Annotated in this window: 19 protein-coding genes; 13 read left to right on the forward strand and 6 right to left on the reverse strand. The window is 46.4% G+C overall.

The window, feature by feature from the left end; all coding sequences use genetic code 11:
* The first annotated feature begins 117 nt into the window (after nt 1-117).
* From argE to OCV56_RS14810, 3 genes are all read left to right on the forward strand, one after another.
* On the forward strand, nt 118-1,254 hold the full coding sequence (argE, locus tag OCV56_RS14800; protein ID WP_086715807.1) for an acetylornithine deacetylase: 1,137 nt from the start codon (nt 118-120) through the stop codon (nt 1,252-1,254).
* Nucleotides 1,255-1,505: 251 nt separating this feature from the next.
* Nucleotides 1,506-4,142: a phosphoenolpyruvate carboxylase gene (gene ppc, locus OCV56_RS14805; RefSeq protein WP_190960477.1), complete on the forward strand. Its 2,637-nt coding sequence runs from the start codon at nt 1,506-1,508 to the stop codon at nt 4,140-4,142.
* A 349-nt stretch (nt 4,143-4,491) separates the two neighbouring features.
* The gene (locus tag OCV56_RS14810; protein WP_010435321.1) at nt 4,492-5,031 is read left to right on the forward strand and encodes a PadR family transcriptional regulator; all 540 of its coding nucleotides are present in this window, start codon (nt 4,492-4,494) and stop codon (nt 5,029-5,031) included.
* A 109-nt stretch (nt 5,032-5,140) separates the two neighbouring features.
* On the opposite strand, the gene metF is transcribed toward OCV56_RS14810, so the two are convergent.
* From metF to OCV56_RS14825, 3 genes are all read right to left on the reverse strand, one after another.
* Nucleotides 5,141-6,040: a methylenetetrahydrofolate reductase gene (gene metF / locus OCV56_RS14815; RefSeq protein WP_004729683.1), complete on the reverse strand. Its 900-nt coding sequence runs from the start codon at nt 6,038-6,040 to the stop codon at nt 5,141-5,143.
* A 255-nt stretch (nt 6,041-6,295) separates the two neighbouring features.
* Nucleotides 6,296-8,707, reverse strand: a complete 2,412-nt coding sequence (locus OCV56_RS14820) for a bifunctional aspartate kinase/homoserine dehydrogenase II (RefSeq protein WP_086715809.1) — start codon at nt 8,705-8,707, stop codon at nt 6,296-6,298.
* Between the two features lie 2 nt (nt 8,708-8,709).
* Nucleotides 8,710-9,891 (reverse strand): O-succinylhomoserine (thiol)-lyase, encoded by a 1,182-nt coding sequence (locus tag OCV56_RS14825; RefSeq protein WP_086715811.1) that lies wholly within the window; start codon nt 9,889-9,891, stop codon nt 8,710-8,712.
* Nucleotides 9,892-10,099: 208 nt separating this feature from the next.
* On the opposite strand from OCV56_RS14825, the gene metJ reads away from it, so the two are divergent.
* Nucleotides 10,100-10,420 carry a met regulon transcriptional regulator MetJ gene (gene metJ / locus OCV56_RS14830; RefSeq protein ID WP_004415993.1) on the forward strand — a complete coding sequence of 107 codons (321 nt, stop codon included), beginning with the start codon at nt 10,100-10,102 and terminating at the stop codon, nt 10,418-10,420.
* 207 nt (nt 10,421-10,627) lie between these two features.
* Here metJ and OCV56_RS14835 read toward each other — a convergent pair whose 3' ends face one another.
* Both OCV56_RS14835 and rpmE read right to left on the reverse strand, forming a co-directional pair.
* Nucleotides 10,628-11,917, reverse strand: a complete 1,290-nt coding sequence (locus OCV56_RS14835; protein WP_086715813.1) for a malic enzyme-like NAD(P)-binding protein — start codon at nt 11,915-11,917, stop codon at nt 10,628-10,630.
* A 333-nt stretch (nt 11,918-12,250) separates the two neighbouring features.
* Nucleotides 12,251-12,469: a 50S ribosomal protein L31 gene (gene rpmE / locus OCV56_RS14840; RefSeq protein ID WP_086715817.1), complete on the reverse strand. Its 219-nt coding sequence runs from the start codon at nt 12,467-12,469 to the stop codon at nt 12,251-12,253.
* 329 nt (nt 12,470-12,798) lie between these two features.
* On the opposite strand from rpmE, the gene priA reads away from it, so the two are divergent.
* The 7 genes from priA to rraA all read left to right on the forward strand — a co-directional run bounded on the left by priA (nt 12,799) and on the right by rraA (nt 20,743).
* Nucleotides 12,799-15,000 (forward strand): primosomal protein N', encoded by a 2,202-nt coding sequence (gene priA / locus OCV56_RS14845; RefSeq protein ID WP_086715819.1) that lies wholly within the window; start codon nt 12,799-12,801, stop codon nt 14,998-15,000.
* A gap of 240 nt (nt 15,001-15,240) precedes the next feature.
* Nucleotides 15,241-16,245, forward strand: a complete 1,005-nt coding sequence (cytR, locus tag OCV56_RS14850) for a DNA-binding transcriptional regulator CytR (protein ID WP_017103629.1) — start codon at nt 15,241-15,243, stop codon at nt 16,243-16,245.
* A gap of 122 nt (nt 16,246-16,367) precedes the next feature.
* Complete coding sequence (locus tag OCV56_RS14855) at nt 16,368-16,907, forward strand: SPOR domain-containing protein (protein WP_086715821.1); 540 nt, start codon at nt 16,368-16,370, stop codon at nt 16,905-16,907.
* Nucleotides 16,908-17,130: 223 nt separating this feature from the next.
* Entirely contained in the window at nt 17,131-17,679 is a 549-nt protein-coding gene (hslV, locus tag OCV56_RS14860; protein WP_004729692.1) for an ATP-dependent protease subunit HslV, read from the forward strand.
* A gap of 58 nt (nt 17,680-17,737) precedes the next feature.
* Complete coding sequence (gene hslU / locus OCV56_RS14865) at nt 17,738-19,078, forward strand: HslU--HslV peptidase ATPase subunit (protein WP_086715823.1); 1,341 nt, start codon at nt 17,738-17,740, stop codon at nt 19,076-19,078.
* A 155-nt stretch (nt 19,079-19,233) separates the two neighbouring features.
* Nucleotides 19,234-20,151 (forward strand): 1,4-dihydroxy-2-naphthoate polyprenyltransferase, encoded by a 918-nt coding sequence (locus OCV56_RS14870; protein ID WP_086715825.1) that lies wholly within the window; start codon nt 19,234-19,236, stop codon nt 20,149-20,151.
* A 73-nt stretch (nt 20,152-20,224) separates the two neighbouring features.
* Nucleotides 20,225-20,743, forward strand: coding sequence for a ribonuclease E activity regulator RraA (rraA, locus tag OCV56_RS14875; RefSeq protein ID WP_017071322.1), 519 nt, complete (start codon nt 20,225-20,227; stop codon nt 20,741-20,743).
* Nucleotides 20,744-20,838: 95 nt separating this feature from the next.
* On the opposite strand, the gene zapB is transcribed toward rraA, so the two are convergent.
* Nucleotides 20,839-21,081: a cell division protein ZapB gene (gene zapB, locus OCV56_RS14880; RefSeq protein ID WP_008219652.1), complete on the reverse strand. Its 243-nt coding sequence runs from the start codon at nt 21,079-21,081 to the stop codon at nt 20,839-20,841.
* Between the two features lie 324 nt (nt 21,082-21,405).
* On the opposite strand from zapB, the gene glpX reads away from it, so the two are divergent.
* Nucleotides 21,406-22,413 carry a class II fructose-bisphosphatase gene (gene glpX, locus OCV56_RS14885; protein WP_086715827.1) on the forward strand — a complete coding sequence of 336 codons (1,008 nt, stop codon included), beginning with the start codon at nt 21,406-21,408 and terminating at the stop codon, nt 22,411-22,413.
* A 179-nt stretch (nt 22,414-22,592) separates the two neighbouring features.
* Nucleotides 22,593-23,219: a helix-turn-helix transcriptional regulator gene (locus tag OCV56_RS14890; protein ID WP_086715828.1), complete on the forward strand. Its 627-nt coding sequence runs from the start codon at nt 22,593-22,595 to the stop codon at nt 23,217-23,219.
* Nucleotides 23,220-23,245 lie beyond the last annotated feature (26 nt).

The raw sequence follows: 23,245 nt of genomic DNA on the forward strand, positions 1-23,245 counted from the left end.
AATTTGACTATTCATACTTAATTTTTAGCTTTATTTGATTTCTTATGCATTAAATATGATTTAATATGTGTTTTACCGACTTATAGTTTTCCTGTCAATAGTAGAAGTGAAGATATTATGCAATTACCGAGTTTCCTTGAGGTCTATAAAGGCCTAATTTCCACCGACTCTATTAGTTCTACTGATCCAAGCTGGGATCATGGCAACGAGAAAGTGATCGAAAAAATGGCCCAATGGTTTAAAGACCTGGGCTTTAGCGTAGAAGTCGTGGAAGTTGAGCCTGGCAAGCATAATATGATCGCAAAAATGGGCTCGGGTGAAGGCGGCTTATTATTGGCCGGGCACAGCGATACCGTGCCATTTGATGAAGGGCGTTGGAATTTCGACCCTCACGCATTGACAGAACACAACAATCGCTTCTACGGATTAGGCACCGCCGACATGAAAGGCTTCTTTGCTTTTGTGTATGAAGCGGCTAAAAAGATGGATTGGAGCAAACAGGCGAAGCCACTTTATGTATTGGCAACCTGCGATGAAGAGACCACCATGCTAGGCGCGCGTCACTTCACGGAGAATGCACCATTTAAACCGGACTACTGCATCATTGGCGAACCCACTAGCCTAGTGCCAATTCGCGGGCACAAAGGCCACGTAGCAAATGCGGTGCGAGTAACCGGCAAATCAGGTCACTCTTCTGATCCTGCATTAGGCGTCAACGCCATCGAGATCATGCATGAAGTATTGTTTGCTTTAATGCAGCTGCGTGACAAGTTAGTGAAAGAGTACCATCACCCGGGTTTCGCGATCCCTAGCCCAACACTAAACCTTGGTCATATTCATGGCGGTGACAGCGCGAACCGTATCTGTGGATGCTGTGAGCTGCACTACGATGTGCGTCCTTTACCGGGTATCAGCTTAGATGGCTTGGACAACATGCTGCGCAGCGCATTGAAAGAAGTAGAAGCAAAATGGCCGGGCAGAATTGAGATTACGCCGCTACACGAACCTATCCCGGGCTACGAGTGCCAACACGACCATCCATTTATTGGTGGAATGGAATCGGTATGTGAGATTGAATCACAAACCGTCAACTACTGCACTGAAGCGCCTTTCCTACAAGAGTTATGTCCAACCTTGGTATTGGGTCCAGGCTCAATCGACCAAGCCCACCAGCCGGATGAGTTCTTAAGCTTCGATTTTATCGACCCAACGATTGATGTTCTGAGTAAATCGATCCGTAAATATTGTTTCTAGTTATTACTAGCTGTCCGATATTTTTGTATAAAAGTCACCCGAAAAGGTGGCTTTTATTCTGTTATCCCGAACACAGCCTGATCTTGTAATTAAATTTCACTTTATTCCGAAGTATTGAAAAATTTACTTCTCCCGCATTTCTAAACCTAATAATTGCAAACTTAGAATGCTTTATTTGACTAGATACAGCAGTTTTCGCTAGATTGTGTACTTAACAAGGAACAATGGATGTAATTTTTTTACGAGGCAGGATGACAATGAACGAGAAATACGCCGCTCTCAAGAGTAACGTAAGCATGCTGGGACGCTTGCTAGGTAACACAATCCAAGATGCACATGGTGACGTTATCTTAGAGAAAGTGGAGACTATCCGTAAACTTTCCAAATCCGCCCGCGCAGGCAACAAAGCTGACCGTGACAGCCTAGTTGAAGAAATCAAAAACCTGCCGAACGAACAACTCACCCCTGTTGCTCGTGCATTTAACCAATTTCTCAACCTCACCAACATGGCAGAGCAGTACCACACGATCTCTCGCCACTGTGAGGAGCATGTTTGTGAACCAGACGTGCTGCAATCTCTATTTTCCAAATTAAACCAGAATGACATCAGCAAGCTAGATGCAGCTCAAGCCGTTCGCGATCTGAACATTGAACTCGTTCTGACTGCACACCCAACAGAAATCACTCGTCGCACCATGATCAACAAACTGGTTAAGATCAACGAGTGCCTGTCTAAATTAGAATTAAGCGACCTGTCACACAAAGAGCGAACGAAAACAGAACGTCGCCTAGAGCAGCTTATCGCTCAAGGTTGGCACTCTGATGTGATTCGTCAGCAACGCCCTACGCCACTTGATGAGGCTAAATGGGGCTTTGCAGTTGTTGAAAACTCACTTTGGGAAGCCGTTCCTGATTTCCTGCGTGAAATGGATGGACGACTAAAAGGCTACCTTGGTGAAGGCCTGCCAATTGATGCACGCCCTGTACACTTCTCATCTTGGATGGGTGGTGACCGCGATGGTAACCCATTCGTAACGCACACCATCACTAAAGAAGTACTGCGCCTATCTCGCTGGAAAGCCGCAGACCTTTATCTAGGTGACGTGAACGAGCTGATTACCGAACTGTCGATGACCAAGTGTAATGATGCCGTTCGTGAACTGGCAGGTGATGAACACGAAGCTTACCGTGCAATCCTGAAGAACCTACGTACTCTGCTGAACAACACGCTAGAAGTGCTGGATGCAAAATTGCATGACACTGAAGTACCGAAGAAAGAAACACTACAGAACATCGACCAACTTTGGACACCGCTTTACGCGTGTTACCAATCGCTGCACGAATGTGGCATGGGCGTAATCGCAGACGGTTCTCTGCTTGATACCCTGCGCCGCCTAAAAGCGTTCGGTGTACACCTAGTGCGTCTCGATGTTCGTCAAGAAAGCACTCGTCACTCAGACGTGCTATCTGAATTGACTCGCTACCTAGGCATTGGTGATTACGACCAGTGGAGTGAGCAAGACAAGATTGCTTTCTTAACCAATGAACTCAGCTCTAAGCGCCCGTTACTTCCTCGCGATTGGGAGCCGTCAGAACAGGTTAAAGAGGTTTTAGACACCTGTAAGGTCATTGCTGCTCAACCTCGTGAAGCCTTCGGTGCTTACGTAATTTCTATGGCTCGTACTGCATCCGATGTTCTGGCTGTTCACTTGCTACTGCAAGAGTGTGGTTGCCCATACCGCATGGACGTGTGTCCACTGTTCGAAACGCTAGACGACTTGAACAACTCAGAAGCAGTAATGAAACAGCTAATGAGCATCGATTTGTACCGTGGCTTTATCCAAAATCACCAAATGGTGATGATTGGATATTCTGACTCAGCGAAAGATGCTGGCGTAATGTCTGCTGGTTGGGCTCAATACGATGCAATGGACAAACTGGTTAAGGTTTGCGACGAAGAAGGCATTGAACTGACTCTATTCCACGGTCGTGGCGGTACGGTTGGTCGTGGTGGTGCGCCAGCGCACGCTGCTCTTCTTTCTCAGCCACCTAAGAGCTTGAAAGGCGGCTTACGTGTAACTGAACAAGGTGAAATGATCCGCTTTAAGCTTGGCTTGCCAGATGTTGCTGTAAACAGCTTCAACCTTTACGCAAGTGCGATTTTAGAAGCGAACCTTCTGCCGCCACCAGAGCCAAAACAAGAATGGCGCGACCTAATGGAAGTGCTGTCTCAAGTCTCTTGTGAAGCTTACCGTAACGTGGTTCGTGGCGAAGAGAAGTTTGTTCCTTACTTCCGTCAAGCAACGCCTGAACTGGAGCTAGGCAAACTGCCTCTTGGTTCTCGCCCTGCGAAACGTAACCCAAATGGCGGCGTAGAAAGCCTACGTGCAATTCCATGGATCTTCTCTTGGAGCCAAAACCGCTTGGTACTTCCAGCTTGGTTAGGCGCTGGTGAAGCAATCCAATACTCAGTAGACCAAGGCCACCAAGCGCTACTTGAAGAGATGTGTCGCGAATGGCCGTTCTTCTCAACTCGTCTGGGTATGTTGGAAATGGTGTACTCGAAGTGCAACATGGAAATTGCGAAGTACTACGACCAACGTCTTGTTGACGAAGAGCTATTACCTCTGGGTGAATTACTGCGTGAACAGCTGCAAAAAGACATCAAAGCGGTACTGAATGTAGAAAATAACGAGAACTTGATGCAGAGCGACCCTTGGGGGCTTGAGTCAATTCGCCTACGTAACATCTATGTTGAGCCACTAAACATGCTTCAAGCAGAGCTGCTTTACCGTACTCGTAAGTGTGAAACACCACCAGCAGAGCTAGAAGAAGCGCTAATGGTGACGATTGCAGGCATTGCAGCGGGCATGCGAAACACTGGTTAATTAGTATTTTCCACTACAAAAAGAACAAAAGGTCGCCATGTGCGGCCTTTTTATTTTGAAAAATAACCACTAGTGAGTATTTTATCAGTTTTTTGGGTTATTTTGTCCATGTATTCTACTTTATGCTTATTATTTAGATATACTACTGCTCCGCTGCGGAAACACTCCAAAAAAATAATCTGCAGCAACTTGACCAATAAACTGGTCATCCTAGGTGATAAACGGCTTTGTAAGGTGACATAACCAACCGATGAGTTGGTGCTACTTAGACATAACCAATATAACGTGCCATTAGAAGCACACTTGTTGTTTAAGTATTTGTTTACTGTTTACCATTTGGATTTCAGACATGTCATTACCACACGTAATTCTAACCGTTTTAAGTACACGCGATGCTACTGGTTACGATATCACAAAAGAATTCTCCGCAAGCATTGGTTACTTCTGGAAAGCTAGCCACCAACAAGTTTACCGCGAGCTAAATAAAATGGCTCAGAACGACCAGGTAACTTGCGTGCTTGAGCCTCAAGAAGGCAAACCTGATCGTAAAGTTTACTCTATCACTGATGCTGGCCGTGGCGCGCTAGGTGAATGGTTTGAACAACCAACTGCACACCCAACCGTTCGTGACGAGTTTTCAGCTAAGCTAATGGCTTGTGCTGTCCAACCTTCTGACGCTTACCGTGTACAACTTGCTGAGCTAGTAGAAGAGTCTCGCAAACTGGTTTCTCACTACAAAGAAATCGAAGCAGCTTACTACGCAACCCCATCGACACTAGACAAGCAAGCACGTCTTGAGCGTCTAACGCTTCGTCGTAACCTACTTATCCGTGAAGCATGGATTGTATGGGCTGAAGAAGTACTGCTTGAACTTGGCGCTCTAGCTTAAGTTAAGCTAGAAAAGAAAAAGGCTTGAACTCTATGAGTCCAAGCCTTTTTTGTATCTATAGGATTTGAAATTCAACTGTCAGGGACTTTTATAAGTACCTAGGCTCAAATTACAGCGCAGCAACTTGTGGACGAACGCCTAGCGTATGGCAAAGTGCGTAAGTCATTTCTGCACGGTTTAGCGTGTAGAAGTGGAAGTCCTTCACACCTTCACGGCTCAGTGTACGAACCATATCAATCGCTTGGCTAGCACCAACAAGCTGACGAGTCGTTGGATCATCATCCAAGCCTTCAAACTGCTTCGCCATCCAGCCTGGTACTTTTACGTTGTTCATCGCAGCAAAGCGAGACGCTTGCTTGAAGTTAGAAACCGGTAGGATGCCCGGTACAATCTCAACATCAACACCCGCCGCCACACAACGGTCACGAAAACGTAGGTAGCTTTCGACATCAAAGAAGAACTGAGTGATAGCACGGTTAGCACCGGCATCCACTTTACGCTTTAGGTTAATAAGATCCGATTGAGCGCTTTTCGCTTCAGGGTGAACTTCAGGGAATGCAGCAACTGAGATATCAAAATCGTGACGAGATTTAAGTAGTTCAACTAAGTCAGAAGCGTACATCTCGGGTGCACCACCGCCTGCTGGAATATCACCGCGCAGCGCAACAATACTTTCAATACCATTTGCCCAGTAATCGTCAGCGATTTGAATCAGCTCTTCGCGGCTCGCATCAATACACGTTAGGTGTGGTGCTGCCACTAGGCCAGTTTGGTTTTTAATTTCTTTAATGATTGAGTGGGTGCGGTCACGTTCACCCGAGTTTGCACCGTAAGTTACCGATACAAATTTTGGTTGAAGTGTTTTAAGACGGTGAACAGAGTTCCACAGGGTCTCTTCCATCTTCTCACTGCTTGGTGGAAAAAACTCAAATGACACATTGATGTTGTCAGAAAGCTCAGCGATATTCTGATTTAAAGCGTCGATATGACTAGCGTGTGTGTATCCCATCTTACTCTCCCTGTGGTAAAAGCAACCACTAAAAACTCAAATCCTTAAACGACGTTTAGACGTCTATATGTCTGTAGAATGTATTGAATACGATTTAATGTCAACAGATCCATTATGAATTTTTCTCAAGTAGATCGTGAGTAAAACTCAAGTAGTTAGATGGCTCGCAAAGCAGAAATAATGTAGAAAAAAGGCTGAAAAACACATCGTGCTTCCAGCCTCATTTATCTTAGTGAATAGTATGCTATTTAGGATTTAAAACAGGCTAGACATTCTGTTTAGATCCGATTGAATTGCACCTGCCGTTACTTCACGACCTGCACCCGGGCCACGAATAACCAACGGATTATCTTTGTACCATTTGCTCTCAATTGCAAAGATGTTATCGCAAGGCAGTAAGTTCGCCAGTGCGTGTTCTTTAGATAGAGCTTCAACACCTACGGTTGCCTTACCATTCTTCTCTAAACGCGCTACGTAACGCAGAACCTTCTGCTGAGAATGTGCTTTCTCTAAACGCTCGGCTAACTCTTCACTCAGCACAGAAGCCTTATCAAAGAAGTCATCCACCGACAGGTCTTGCAACTCTTCAGGTACCAGCGATTCCACTTTTACGTTTTCAGGTTCAATATCTAAACCCGATTCACGAGCCAATATCACCAGCTTACGCATTACATCTGAACCATCGAGGTCAGCTCGTGGATCTGGTTCTGTCAGGCCTTGTTGCCATGCTAAATCCACCAGCTCGCTGAACGGCACCGTACCATCAAACTGTTGGAACAACCAAGACAGCGTGCCCGAGAAAATACCTGATAACGCAATAATGTCATCGCCACTTTCACGCAGGTCGCGTACCGTGTGATTAATCGGCAAACCAGCACCCACTGTCGCGTTGTACAACCAATGACGGCTGATCTTAGCAAACGCATCTTGTACCTGATGGTAATACTCGCTTGATGCCGAACCTGCCACCTTGTTCGCCGAGATAAGATGAATACCTTGTTGTGCGATTTGCAGGTATTTTGCCGCAAGTACAGGGCTCGCAGTCACATCCAGCACCACCGCTTCATCGTAACCCTGAATGGAGCCTAAACGCTCTAACCAGTCGTTTCCATTATTGGCAATCGCTTCGTCGTCAAAGCGTTTACCTACCGAAGTCGCATCAATGCCTTGGTCATCGAACCAATAGGTTTGGCTATCAACCACCGCAACCAATTCAAAGTTCATTCCACGACGCTTTTCGAGTTCCGCTTTTTGCTCAGCAAACAGGCTCAACCAGCTTGAACCAATGTTGCCCTTACCACATAAAGCAATCGCAACACGCTTCTGCGCTTGGAATAGTTGAGAATGAATGCCTTTCACTAGGCTTGATGTTTCACTTTTGCGAATCACTGCCACTAAGCTCAAGCCAGAGTTAGCTTCTGAGATGAATTCAACCGGCGAGCTCTTAAGCTGTTGGTAGAAACCGTAACAGTGGTTCGGATTCTTAGTCACGCCAGCACCCACCGCAGCAATTAAGGAGAAACCCTCTTTGAGCTTAATCTCAGCTTCAATCGCATGATCTTGTAGATATTCTAAAGCGCCACCAGCGATCTCTTCTGTATAAGCAAGACGCAAACAGTGTTGATCCGGTTCAAGCTCATAAGCCAGCGGCTCGAGTTGAGCGCGCTTAAGCCCTTCAAGCACTTCACTCTCTAGACGGTCGAAGTCATGTCCGTGACCAAAGGTCAGCTGCACGATAAGTACTTCATCTAAAGAGGTAATGATTTTCGCGCCACGACCTGATGCCAGTACTCGCTCTATCTGTGTAGAGCCCGCTTCAGGCTGATAGCTGCAACGTAAGCTTAAGTCCATCGCACTTTGAGCCACAGGCTGTAGCGTTCGGCTGTGAAGTACTGGAGCCGCTAAACGAGCTAACTCACTCGCTTCATCAAGGCGAAGCAGAGGCAATAGACACGCATCCGATACCAAACGAGGGTCTGCGCTATATACACCAGCTACGTCACTCCAAATCGTCACGCGTTCAACCTCAGCCAATGCACCAATCACGGTTGCTGAGTAATCTGAACCGTTACGACCGAGTAATACCGTTTCACCATCAGTGTTTTGAGCCATAAAACCAGTAATCACGACGCGGCAATGTGCATGCTGCGCTAGAGCTTCTTTAATCAGAGGGTAAGAGCGTGCGCGGTCAACTTCAGGTTGAGCACCCGCTTCTGCACGTAAAAAGGCACGTGCGTCTTGAGCCACCGCTTGTAAATCATGTTGGCACAACAAAGCGGCTAATAGGCGTGAAGACCAAACTTCACCATGGCCAAGCACCTGAGCTTTTTGCGCTTCGCTTAGAGGAGCAGTTAGCTCACCCAAAGCAGTAAATTCTTGCTGAATAGTGGCCGTTAGCTGAGCCGCAGACTCACCTTCAAGCAGCGCTTCAATCAGCTCAAGTTGGAACTGACGAAGTGCTTGCAAACATTCGTGAGCGATACGACCATCTTTATCGAGCGCTTCAACAAACTCAATCAAGCGGTTAGTTGTTTTACCCGCTGCCGACACCACGACCAAGTCAGTGGCTGATGAGTATTCTCTAAGAATGTTGACCACGCGCTGGTAACACTCAGGATTCGCTAAGCTGCTACCACCAAATTTATGTAGCTGGCGAAAGGTTGCCATTATTAACCCTCCCCTTCAGCAATAAAGCCTTGTGTCTTTTCAAACGCTTGCTTGAGGTCATCAATCAAGTCTTCTGCATCTTCAAGACCAACAGAAAGACGCAGTAACTGTTGAGAAACACCCGCTTCTGCCAGCGCTTCTTCGCCCATTGCACGGTGAGTCATCGAAGCAGGGTGACAAATCAAGCTTTCCACACCACCCAGCGATTCCGCCAAAGAGAACAGCTCTAACTTATCAACAAAGTATTTAAGCGCCTCGAATGAGCCCGCAAACTCAAAGCTCAGCATTGAACCAAAGCCAGACTGCTGCTTCTTCGCGATATCATGACCCGGATGTTCAGGAAGGCTTGGGTGGTAAATCGTGCCGACGAGCTCTTGCTGCTGCAGAGACGCCAGAATTTCGCGTGAGCTTTCTTCGTGAACTCGCATACGCGCACCTAGCGTACGAATACCACGTAGAGTCATGTAGCTATCAAATGGTGTGCCGGTCGCACCAATACAGTTGCCCCACCATGCTAGCTCTTCAGCGTGCTCTTCAGTTTTCGTGACGACAACGCCACCAATAACGTCCGAGTGTCCGTTGATGTACTTGGTGGTTGAGTGGATAACAAAATCCGCACCCAGTTCTAAAGGCTTTTGGAACACTGGAGTCAAAAACGTGTTATCGACAGCAACCAGAGCACCAACCTCTTTCGCTTTACGGCAAGTTTCTGCAATATCAACCACACGAACCAAAGGATTCGATGGTGTTTCAATTAAGATCAACTTTGGCTTAAGCGCGATCGCCGCATCCAGCGCCGCTTGATCCGATTGATCAACGAACAGAACTTTAAAGTCACCTTTGAGTGAGCGAGTGTTAAACAGACGGTAAGTACCGCCGTAGCAGTCGTGTGGTGCGATAATAAGATCATCGCCGCCTAGGAAAGCAGAAACCCATAAGTTAAGCGCCGAAGTACCACAATTAGTGACAACCGCGCCTTTACCCGATTCAAGCTCAAACAGTGCCGTTTCTAATAAACCGCGATTTGGGTTACCAGAACGGGTGTAATCGTACTTTGGCACTTCACCAAAAGCGGGAAACCCATAGTTAGTCGAAAGATAAATAGGTGGGACAACGGCATGGTGTTGCGTGTCTGACTCGATACCAGTACGTACTGCGATGGTTGCTGGCTTCCGGCTGCTCATAGGTGCTTCCTTACAAGTTTTGCGTCTGAGAATCACAGCTGCTTGTCGGCATTTTGCGGCTGTGTTAGATATATGTTATTCACTTTACTTTCATAAACGTGAGACGTCAACACTTCTAGACGTCCATATGTCTTTGCTTATGGCGGTAAATCCCGCTAAAATCACCACTATTAATTTATTCTAACAACTAAAGTGATGAAGGTACGCAATGGCCGACTGGAATGGTGAATACATAAGCCCATATGCTGAGCATGGAAAGAAAAGCGAACAAGTAAAGAAGATTACAGTTTCTATCCCTCTAAAAGTGTTAAAGGTTCTAACTGACGAGCGTACTCGCCGCCAGATTAACAACCTACGCCATGCAACAAACAGTGAGCTACTGTGCGAAGCCTTTCTACATGCGTACACAGGCCAACCACTACCAACGGATGAAGACCTTCGTAAAGACCGTCCTGACGATATCCCTGCTGAAGTGAAAAAGCTGATGACAGAAATGGGCATCGAGTTCGAAGCGTTTGACGAAGAATAAAAACAACTCAGTCACTGCCTTCATTATTGATTCGCTCTAGCTGAACCCTATTTATCACACCGCGCATTGTTTTTTATGACTGCGCTGTGAATGATAGACATAAAAAAACCGACTCCAGATGAGTCGGTTTTTTATTATTCTTTTCGTCTCGATAACGAAACGACGATACCAGAAGATTATGTCATCCAGTCTCTATGCCATATGCTTCTATGCCATGTAGTTAGCAGGCATCTCGATACGAGCTACGCCAGATTCAACAGCCGCTTCTGCTACTGCTTTTGCTACGCGAGGAAGTAGACGTGGGTCCATTGGCTTAGGAATGATGTAACCCTTACCGAACTCCAGTGCAGTCTCGCCCGCAGCTGCTAGTACTTCAGCTGGAACTTCTTCTTTCGCCAGTTCACGAATCGCTTTAACCGCCGCTAGCTTCATTTCGTCATTGATTTCGCTCGCACGCACGTCTAGTGCACCACGGAAAATGAATGGGAAACAAAGTACGTTGTTTACTTGGTTAGGGTAATCACTGCGGCCTGTACCCATGATAAGGTCAGAACGAACTTCGTGAGCAAGCTCTGGCTTGATCTCTGGATCTGGGTTTGAACATGCAAACACAACTGGCTTATCAGCCATCAGCGTTAGAGCTTCTGCTGGAAGCAGGTTAGGACCCGATACACCCAAGAACAGGTCAGCGCCTTCGATAACATCTTCAAGCGTACGCTTATCGGTATTGTTTGCGAACAGCTCTTTGTATTCGTTTAGGTCATCACGACGAGTGTGGATCACACCTTTACGGTCAAGCATGTAGATTTTTTCACGCTGAGCGCCACACTTAATCAGTAGTTCCATACAAGCAACCGCAGCTGCGCCAGCACCTAAACAAACGATCTTACACTCTTCAAGTTTCTTACCTTGAAGTTCGATCGCGTTCAGCATACCCGCTGCTGTCACAATCGCAGTACCGTGTTGGTCATCGTGGAATACCGGAACATCACAACGTTCAATCAAGCGACGTTCAATCTCAAAACAGTCTGGTGCTTTGATGTCTTCCAGGTTAATACCGCCGAATGTATCTGCGATATTCGCAACCGTATCAACGAACTCATCGATTGTGCGGTGTTTTACTTCAATATCGATAGAATCTAAACCAGCAAAACGCTTAAACAGGAGCGCTTTACCTTCCATAACAGGTTTAGAAGCAATAGGACCAAGGTTACCTAGGCCAAGAATCGCTGTACCGTTAGAGATAACTGCAACCATGTTGCCTTTACCTGTGTACTTATAAACGTTATCGACGTTCTGTGCGATCTCGCGAACAGGCTCGGCTACGCCTGGGCTGTATGCAAGTGCTAGGTCTTCTGCAGAGTTTGCAGGCTTCGTCAGTTCTACGGCAATTTTGCCAGGAATTGGGAACTCATGGTAATCAAGAGCTTGCTGACGGAATTGTTCTTGAGGCGATAATTCTTGAGAGGATTGATCTTGGCGGCTGTCTTCAGACATAGGTGTAGGTTCCTAGGATATTATTATTTGGGGGATCTTGTTCATGTTAATGGATGTACTTCAAAGTTCCTAGGTGGTAAAAGCCTCTGTCTCATGAAAAAACGAGATTTCACTACTAATAAGACCAGTGAGCAGTTGAAATTACTGTCGCCTGTTGAACTTTCGAACGGAATTTTAGTGGCGAGAGATAAGCAAGGAGTTGCTCTACAATAGAAAGAGAAAAAAGTTATCGTTAGGCGGGATTGAAACTTGAATGAAAGTCAGTGCTTTCTCAGATAGCAGGCAACCAAAAAGGACACCGAAGTGTCCTTTTTCATGTCTAAATAGCGAGAATTACTTCTTGCTAGAAAGAGCACCGAAACGCTTGTTGAAGCGATCAACACGGCCGCCCGTATCTACGATACGTTGCTTACCAGTGTAGAACGGGTGACATTTGTCACATACGTCTAGGTGGATTGATTCTTTTGCTAGCGTTGAGTTGAACTCAAATGTGTTGCCGCAAGAACAAGTAGCAGTAACTGCTTTGTATTCTGGGTGGATACCAACTTTCATGGGAAAACCTCAATTAGGCCGTGTCGCCATCCGATTCTAAGCCGGACACCACACGTTGTTAAAAAATAAATAAAGACACCGCTGCACCACGAATCGCGATAAAGCCATACCTTTAAGGCGCAGTATAGTAATGAATCTATAAGACAGGATCAACTGATTTGATACATTTTTCACCAATAGTATTTTTCTCTCCCTTATCAGCTTGATATTTCGGGCTTCCATTGCCGTCATTAGTTAACTCACGACGCTCATCCAAACTGCTTCTCGAATTTAAGCGCCTTATCCATTAGACTGTTCGCTCTCGTCAACTCAGATAAAGCCATCCCTTTATGCGTCCAATGATTGCCCGCGTGGCACTGCCTGTTCCACTCGACAAGCAGTTCGATTACAAGATTCCTAGCCACCTATTCCCAATTATTGGTGGACGAGTCTCTGTGCCTTTTGGACGACAAACCTTAACCGGTATTGTAACGGCTCTGGTTAACGAATCAGAATTCGATCTAGACAAACTCAAACCCATTAAAGCCCTATTAGATAATCAGCCAGTTTGGCCGGAATCTGTCTATTCACTATTAATGTGGTGCAGTCAGTTTTATCAGTACCCACTTGGCGAAACCTTTGCTAACGCCCTACCAAGCGCTTTACGTAAAGGCAAAGCCGCAGACTTCGCAACTTTGGTTGAGTGGCAGTTAACGCCATCAGGCAGAGACCAGCTGATGCAGGGCTTTGGTCGCGCGGTCAAACAAGCCAAAGTAATGCACATGCTTGAGCACGGCCCAGTTCCTCATCAAGAGTTCATTGATGAAGAGGTTGGCAGCGCAGTCCTCAAGACGTTAGAAGAGAAAGGCTGGATTGAATCGGTAGAGAAGAAGCCGAAACGTCAGCCGTGGCCAGTGGATCTTGAAAACGACCAAGACAAACCTAAGCTCAATGCTGAGCAAGCTATTGCGATTGCGACCGTAAATAGCCAGACCGCCTTTGGTTGTTTCCTGTTAGAGGGCGTTACTGGCTCAGGTAAGACTGAAGTTTACCTGAATATGATCAAACCGATTCTCGACCAAGGTAAACAAGCGTTAGTGTTAGTGCCCGAGATTGGCCTAACCCCTCAAACGATTAATCGCTTTAAGCGACGCTTCAATGTACCTGTTGAGGTTATCCACTCCGGTCTCAACGATTCAGAGCGCCTAAATGCGTGGCTCTCGGCTCGCGATAAGATAGCAGGCATAGTGATTGGTACCCGTTCAGCTCTGTTCACGCCATTTGCAGACTTGGGCATTATCATTGTCGATGAAGAACACGATGCCTCTTACAAACAGCAAGATAGTCTGCGCTACCACGCTCGCGATGTGGCTATCATGCGTGCTCATAAAGCGCAGATCCCGGTTGTGTTAGGCTCGGCGACTCCGGCCTTTGAAACTCTGCACAACGCTCAGATAGGCAAATACAGTTATCTTACTCTTACTTCACGTGCAGGTGTCGCACTGCCGACCACCAATAAGGTGTTGGATGTTAAGGGTGAATATTTAGAAAGTGGCTTGTCTGCGTCGTTGATTGCAGAAATGCAAAGACACCTCAAAGCAGGTAACCAAGTGATGCTGTTTCTCAATCGTCGTGGATTCTCTCCCGCATTGATGTGTCACGATTGTGGCTGGACAGCCGAATGTAAACGTTGTGATGCTTACTACACCTATCACCAATACAGCAATGAAATGCGCTGCCACCACTGCGGTTCCCAGCAGCATATAGTGCACAATTGCCAAGGTTGTGGTTCAGCGAACTTAGTAACGGTAGGTGTCGGTACCGAGCAATTAGAAGCTCAACTTGGCCAATTATTCCCTGAATACAAAACCATTCGCATTGACCGCGACAGCACCCGCCGTAAAGGCAGCTTAGAAAGCGCACTAGAGTCGATTCGTAAAGGTGAATACCAAATTTTAATCGGCACACAGATGCTCGCTAAGGGCCACCACTTCCCTGACGTGACACTTGTGGCGTTATTGGATGTCGATGGCTCTTTATATAGTAGTGACTTCCGAGCGTCTGAACGTCTTGCCCAACTATTCATCCAAGTAGCAGGACGCGCAGGGCGAGCAAGTAAGCCCGGAGAGGTGATCTTACAAACTCACCATCCAGAACATGGGTTACTGCAAGCCTTGCTTCACAAAGACTACAACCACTTTGCTCAGACCGCACTGGCAGAGCGTAAGCAGGCAATGTTACCGCCTTATACCTTTATGACTCTGTTTAGAGCAGAAGCGAATGACACACGCTTGGTGGAAGAGTTCTTGCGTCAGGTTCGTCATACACTGGAGTCACACCCACTGTTTGACCAATATTGCATGGTGTTAGGGCCAACCCCTGCACCACTGGCGAAGCGAGCGGGTAAATCTCGCTGGCAATTGATTTTACAAACACAGACTCGTTCATTAATGCAGAAGCTATTAATGAGCGCTAAGCCGGCAATTAATATGTTACCCGCCGCGAAAAAAGTTCGTTGGTCACTCGATATAGAGCCGCAAGATTTAAGCTAAACCCCTTCGGGTTAAAACTAATGATAAGTTTGTTCACAAATATTTCATATTTCTCGTGAGCAACTTCACACTAGTCATGTGATTTTTGTTAATCTAGCCGTAACTTTACACGGATTAAACGAATAAAATATTGCAATAAAAAAAGTGTTAGCAACACTTTCATAATATCTATTCGATTACATTTATTATTCACGCCTTAGATACTTAGGCGATAAAGGAACTTAAAAGAGGGTTTAATTTATGGCGACAATGAAGGATGTTGCCCAGCTAGCAGGCGTCTCAACAGCCACAGTATCACGTGCATTGATGAACCCTGAGAAAGTCTCAGTTTCAACTCGAAAACGAGTCGAAACAGCCGTACTTGAAGCTGGATACTCACCCAATACATTAGCTAGAAACTTACGTCGCAACGAATCAAAAACCATCATCACTATCGTTCCTGATATCTGTGACCCTTATTTCGCCGAGATCATTCGTGGTATCGAAGATGCCGCAGTAGAAAATGATTACCTTGTTCTACTGGGTGATAGCGGCCAGCAAAAGAAGCGCGAGTCTTCATTTGTTAACTTAGTTTTCACCAAACAAGCTGACGGCATGCTGCTGCTTGGCACTGACCATCCGTTTGATGTCAGCAAGCCTGAGCAAAAGAATTTACCGCCGATGGTAATGGCGTGTGAGTTTGCCCCTGAGCTTGAGCTGCCTACGGTACACATCGACAACCTGACCTCTGCATTCGAAGCGGTTAACTACCTCGCTCAGTTAGGTCATAAACGTATCGCTCAAATTTCAGGACCAGTATCAGCAACGCTGTGTAAGTTCCGCCAACAAGGCTACCAACAAGCCCTGCGTCGTGCCGGAGTATCGATGAATCCAGCTTACAGCACAGTCGGCGACTTCACCTTTGAAGCGGGCGCTCAAGCGGTTCGCCAATTACTGGCACTTCCTGAACAGCCAACCGCTATTTTCTGTCACAACGATGCGATGGCCATTGGTGCAATTCAAGAAGCGAAGAAGCTCGGCTTACGCGTTCCTCAAGACCTGTCGATTGTCGGCTTCGATGACATCCAATTCGCCCAATACTGCGATCCACCGCTAACCACCATATCTCAACCTCGTTACGAAATTGGACGTCAAGCGATGTTGATGATGCTAGATCTACTTAAAGGCAATGATGTGCAAGCAGGTTCGCGTCTGCTTGAAGCTAAATTGGTCGTTCGAGGCAGTACAGCGCCACCTCGAATGTGACCCTCAGAAATACCCTTATAAATCTGCGGCACATTTTGATGTGCCGCTTCCATTTCTGCACTATTATCCTCGCGCAATCTGGATTACCATGAGGACAGAATCAGCAACTATTGAAATGTCTTGTGGCTAATAGAGATTATGTAAAGCGCGGTCGTGGCACCAAAAAGCCGACCAAAAAACAAGCCCCTCGCCGTAAACCTTGGCGCAGTGGTCTTTTGGCGATCCTCCTTGCCGGTGGTTTTGGTTACGGACTTTACCTATTGAGTAATGATCCTGAGCCGCCAGCAGCAACTCCAGTGGTAACTAAACCCAAACCTAAGCCGAAACCAGCAAAAGTGATTCCGCCGCCTCCTGAAGAGAAGTGGGACTACGTTGAAACGCTGCCAAGCCGAGAGGTTGAAGTAAAAGCCAAAGAGCAACAGATCTCTAAGATCCCTTACATCATGCAGTGTGGCGCTTACAAAACCTCGTCGCAGGCAGAAGCACGTAAGTTGGATATTGCCTTCCAAGGTATCTCGAGTGAGATCCGCAAGAAAGATGGCAGTAGCTGGTACCGCGTGGTTTTAGGGCCATACAAGTTGAAGCGTGACGCAGAACGCGATCGCCATAAGCTACAACGAGCGAAAATCGAACCTTGTGCTATTTGGAAAGACACCGAATAGTTTTAGATTCAGCGGCAGTCTCTGTCTTAGTAAAAGCCGAAAAACAAACACCGAAAGCCTCCCATTGTGGAGGTTTTCTTTTATCCCTCCCCCTTTAGCCAAATTTCCTTACAACTTCCGCCGATAAGTTGCGCGACATCACTCGACCTTCCTTGAATTATCCGAGCACCATCCTCATATACTTTTTATACCCAAAGATAAGAAATATTAAGAGGCCCTACTCGTGACTACCATTGTATCTGTACGTCGTAATAATAAAGTCGTCATCGCGGGTGATGGACAAGTATCTCTAGGCAATACTGTAATGAAGGGCAATGCCCGCAAAGTACGTCGCCTATACAACAACAAAGTACTGGCTGGTTTTGCTGGCGGTACCGCTGATGCTTTCACGCTATTCGAAAAATTTGAAAGCAAACTACAAATGCACCAAGGCCACCTAACCAAAGCTGCCGTTGAGCTGGCGAAGGATTGGCGTAGTGACCGTGCTCTACGTAAGTTAGAAGCACTGTTAGCAGTAGCGGATGAGACCGCTTCACTGATCATCACTGGTAACGGTGACGTAGTTCAACCTGAGAACGACCTGATTGCGATCGGTTCAGGCGGTAACTTCGCTCAAGCAGCCGCTACGGCACTATTAGAAAATACTGATTTAGATGCGCGTGAAATCGCAGAAAAGTCGCTGAACATTGCGGGCGATATCTGTGTATTCACCAACCATCACCACACTATTGAAGAACTAGAAAGCACCGTTGAGCTGCCAAAGCCAGAGTAACGAGCGCTTCCATAAATAACGTTGTATTCAACAGTGATTAAAGAATTAAGGAAAAACCATGTCTGAAATGACTCCTCGCGAAATTGTTCACGAACTCAATCGCCACATTATCGGCCAAGACAACGCTAAGCGTTCAGTTGCCATTGCACTGCGTAACCGCTGGCGTCGTATGCAACTTGAAGAAAGCCTGCGTGTTGAAGTATCACCAAAGAACATCCTAATGATTGGCCCAACGGGTGTAGGTAAAACTGAAATTGCTCGCCGCCTAGCGAAACTAGCAAACGCGCCTTTCATCAAAGTAGAAGCGACTAAGTTCACCGAAGTTGGCTACGTGGGTAAAGAAGTTGAGACCATCATCCGTGACCTAACGGACGTTGCAATCAAGATGACGCACCAACAAGCGATGGAAAAAGTACAATACCGCGCTGAAGAGCAAGCCGAAGAACGTATTCTTGATGCGCTTCTGCCACCAGCACGTGATGCCTGGGGTCAGAACGAGCAATCAACTGAAGACACCACATCTTCAAACACTCGCCAGATTTTCCGCAAGAAGCTGCGTGAAGGTAAGCTAGACGACAAAGAGATCGAAGTCGATGTAGCCGCACCACAAATGGGCGTTGAAATCATGTCACCTCCTGGCATGGAAGAGATGACGAACCAGCTACAAGGCATGTTCCAAAACCTAGCTGGCGACACCAAGAAAAAGCGCAAGATGAAAATCAAAGATGCATTCAAGGCACTGACAGAAGAAGAAGCTTCAAAGCTTGTGAATCAAGAAGAGCTAAAAGAGAACGCGATCTTCAACGCTGAAAACAACGGCATCGTATTCATCGATGAAATCGATAAAATCTGTAAGCGTGGCGACAGCTCAGGCCCAGACGTATCTCGCGAAGGTGTTCAACGTGACCTACTGCCTCTTATTGAAGGCAGCACAGTATCAACCAAGCATGGCATGGTTAAAACTGACCACATCTTGTTTATCACATCCGGTGCATTCCAAGTGGCTAAGCCATCAGACCTGATCCCTGAGCTACAAGGTCGTCTGCCAATCCGCGTAGAGCTTGAAGCACTTTCAGCAAATGACTTCAAACGTATCCTGACTGAGCCAAAAGCCTCTCTGACAGAGCAATACATTGCCCTAATGAAAACAGAAGATGTCAACATTGAGTTCACTGAAGATGGCATTAACCAGATTGCTGACGCAGCATGGCGTGTGAACGAAACGACTGAAAACATCGGTGCGCGTCGTCTACATACTGTAATGGAACGCCTGATGGACGAGATTTCATTCGACGCAACAGACAAAGCTGGCAGCACGCTCGTGATTGACCAAGCTTACGTAAACTCGAAGCTTGGTGAATTCGTTGAAGATGAAGACCTAAGCCGCTTCATCCTGTAGCACACAAAACTCCAACTTATTGCTCTATCTCAAAGAAATAGCAGCTAATAAGCGAATTCAAGGCCCACTTTCGAGTGGGCTTTTTATTACCCGAAAAATGGGCGTATACTCAAATCACAGTATGAAACGAAGACTTACAAAGAATTAGACCTACGATGAAACAATCTCTACTGATTTGGCTTGATGCCGCACGACCAAAAACTCTGCCTCTCGCACTTGTCTCTATTCTTACAGGAAGTAGTTTAGCGTTCGCCGGTGGTCAGTTTTCTCTATCAATTGCACTACTGGCTTTTTTAACCGCCACCCTATTACAGATTCTGTCGAATCTCGCCAATGACTATGGCGATGCAGTAAAAGGCACAGACAACGAAAACCGCCTAGGGCCAACTCGTGCAATGCAATCTGGCGCGGTGACGGCGAAAACCATGAAGCAAGCGATCATCCTCAACATCGTGTTTACCGTGATTGCCGGGCTGATTCTTATTTTTCATGCACTGAGTTCGCTAGAAAGTATCTTATCTTTCATCGCGTTAGGTGTACTAGCCATTGTTGCAGCCATCGCTTACACCGTAGGGAATAAACCTTATGGTTATATCGGCCTTGGCGACTTATCGGTGTTTATATTCTTCGGCTTGTTAGGCGTTTCAGGGACTTACTTCTTGCACACGGGTCATGTTGAACCAAGCCTATTTCTACCGGCTTTAGGCTGTGGACTGATGGCGGTTGCGGTACTCAATATCAACAACATGCGTGATATCGAAAACGACAGCGAATGTGGTAAGCGCACCATGGCGGTTCGTCTAGGACAACGAAGAGCTAAGCACTATCATTTCGCACTGCTTGGGCTCGCCCTTGCTTCGTTTGCTATCTACTTACTGATTCAAGAAAAACCAGTCTGGATCAGCCTGCCGTTTTTGCTGAGCATTATTATCGTTTATAAGCACGGCAAGGCTGTTTGGGAAACCGAAAGACCGGCGCAGATCGCACCAATGATGCCTGTGATTGTGAAATGCTCATTGGTCACTAACCTATTGTTTGCAGGGGTTGTCGTAGCTCAAACTCTATTGAGTTAATTCAGACTAATCATTGCAAAGGGATCAAGCACCGATATACTCAAAGTAAGCTCATTGTTCAAAAGGTATACGAATGGAATACAACACTTCAGCACTGTGCGACATATATTTGGATCAAGTTGATGTCGTGGAACCAATGTTCAGCAACTTCGGTGGACGTGCATCCTTCGCAGGACAGATCACGACATTAAAGTGTTTTGAAGACAACGCTTTGATTCGCTCCGTGCTAGAACAAGATGGTCTGGGACGTGTGTTGTTAATCGATGGTGGCGGCTCACTACGCAAAGCGCTGATCGATGCTGAGATTGCCCTACTTGCCGAAGACAATGAGTGGGAAGGTATTGTCGTTTACGGCTGCGTTCGTGAAGTCGATGAACTGGAAGACATGAACCTAGGTATCCAAGCCTTGGCTTCTATCCCTGTTGGTGCGAGTCAAGAAGGTGTCGGTGAGCTAGACGTTCCAGTGAACTTTGGTAGCGTGACCTTCTTACCAGAAGATTACCTCTACGCCGACAACACTGGCATCATTCTCTCTGCAGAGCCTTTAGATGTAGAACTCGATCTGGATGTCGAAGAAGAAGAGGTCGAGTAACTCACTCAGCTTTGAATACTAAAACAAAGTATAAGAATACAAGCAAAAACGCCCGCTACTGAGTAGCGGGCGTTTTTTTAATTCTGAAGAGTGAATTACTCTACTTCATCCATTTTACCAAGAAGGTTACGGATGCGATCTTGCCATGCTGAATGCTCTTCCTGCATTTGCTGAGTTTTTTGCTCTAGCTCGTGACGGCTTGCTTTAAGCTCACCAGCTTCTGTTGCTAGTGCTTGTTTCTCTTCTTTAAGCTCTTCCACTTCCATTTGAAGAAGTGCAATTGTATCTACTGCTGTTTGAATTTTTGCTTCTAGCTGCTCTAGTACTTCAAAAGACATTCTGGCCTACCTTTAAGTTATCCGTTTGATGGTGAAGGTTCACTCCACTTATTTCCCCATTCTACTCAGCAGAGCAAGGATAAACACTCAATATATTCGATATTTTGCGCCATTCGATGAAAAAAACAGCGCTTTTTACCGAATATTGACGTGAACGATTGCCGCCACAACGGCAAACCGATTATTTTGATGAATAATAACTGTTTTCCACTACGAATTGATCGAGAGCAATCTCCAAAAAACAAAAAGGCAAACGTTTCCTTTTGGATATGGTAAAATCCGCCGCGAAATTTCTATTCCCCCTTTGAAAATTTTGGAGTCCGCATGAAACGCGATTTAGCAATGTCATTCTCTCGTGTCACAGAAGGTGCAGCACTAGCTGGTTACAAGTGGCTTGGCCGTGGCGATAAAAACGCTGCAGATGGCGCTGCTGTAGAAGTAATGCGTAGCCTATTAAACAAAACCGAAATTAGCGGTGAGATTGTTATCGGCGAAGGTGAAATTGATGATGCACCTATGCTATACATCGGCGAAAGCGTAGGTGTAGGCGGCGACGCAGTCGATATCGCAGTTGACCCAATTGAAGGGACACGCATGACAGCAATGGGCCAATCAAATGCATTGGCTGTATTGGCTGCAGGCGAAAAAGGCAGCTTTCTTAAAGCGCCTGATATGTACATGGAAAAGTTGGTTGTTGGCCCGGGCGCTAAAGGCGTGATTGACCTAGAATTACCACTAACAGAAAACCTAGAAAACATCGCGAAAGCATTAGGTAAAACACTCGATACTCTAGTAGTAACCACGCTTGCTAAGCCTCGTCATGATCAGATCATCGCCGACATGCAAGCAATGGGCGTTCGTGTATTTGCCGTGCCAGACGGTGATGTTGCAGCTTCTATCCTAACGTGTATGCCAGACAGCGAAGTAGACGTAATGTACTGCATTGGTGGCGCGCCTGAAGGTGTCGTTTCTGCTGCTGTAATTCGCGCACTTGACGGCGACATGCACGGTCGTCTTCTACCTCGTCACGAAGTGAAAGGCGACACAGAAGAGAACCGTAAGCACGGTGAACTTGAGCTTGAGCGTTGTGCTGAAATGGGCGTAACTGCTGGTATCGTGTTGAAGATGGAAGACATGGCACGCAGCGACAACGTTGTATTCTCAGCAACAGGTATCACGAAGGGTGACTTGCTGGAAGGTATTACTCGTCAGGGCAATATCGCAACGACAGAAACTCTGCTTATCCGTGGCCGCTGCCGCACAATTCGCCGCATCAAATCTATCCACTACCTAGAGCGTAAAGATCCAGAAGTGGTTGGTCATATCCTGTAATCCTCATATCGAGTGAAACAGAATATTCAAAGGCTGATACCAAGTATCAGCCTTTTGTTTTGTTGCCCTATCAGATTATCACCATTGCTATTGATAGGTCAGTAACTGTCAAAATAGTAAATGGTTTGCTTTATAAACACCTTGCCTCATAATAGTAAGGTTCATGAGGTAGGGATAGTATGAAAACAAGCGACAAAATCTTACAGACCATTAAGCGTCAAGGCGCGGTAACCGCGAAACAACTGTCAGAAGAGTTTGGCATGACGACAATGGGTGCGAGGCAGCATCTGCAAAGTCTGGAAGATGATGGCATTCTTGCGTTTCATGACGTGAAAGTAAAAGTGGGTCGCCCGACTCGTCATTGGTCCCTTACTCAACACGGCCACGGTCAATTTTCAGACCGACACGGTGAACTGACGATTCAAGTCATTGATGCAGTCGAGAACCTGTTTGGTAAAGAAGGACTGGCTAAGGTCGCTGCCGAACGTGAACAGCACACTCTCAAGCAATATCAATCTGCCCTATCTGGCTGCAATAACCTGATCAGTAAGCTTGAAAAGCTCACTCAACTTCGTGAAGAAGAGGGTTACATGGCTGAACTTCAAGAGCACGACGATCACTACATCTTGATTGAGAACCACTGCCCTATCTGCAAGGCTGCGACTCGCTGCCCTAGCCTGTGCCAATCTGAGCTCAACGTGTTTACTGAGTTACTAAAAGATGAGTGCCATGTGAGCCGTACAGAGCACATCATTGCTGGCGAGCGACGCTGTACTTACACCTTAACACCCACATTTTTATCTTAACGGAAATCGGTTAATACCGTCTCAAT

Origin of the sequence: Vibrio gigantis (genome assembly GCF_024347515.1) — a bacterium.
GTDB classification, from domain to species: Bacteria; Pseudomonadota; Gammaproteobacteria; order Enterobacterales; family Vibrionaceae; genus Vibrio; species Vibrio gigantis.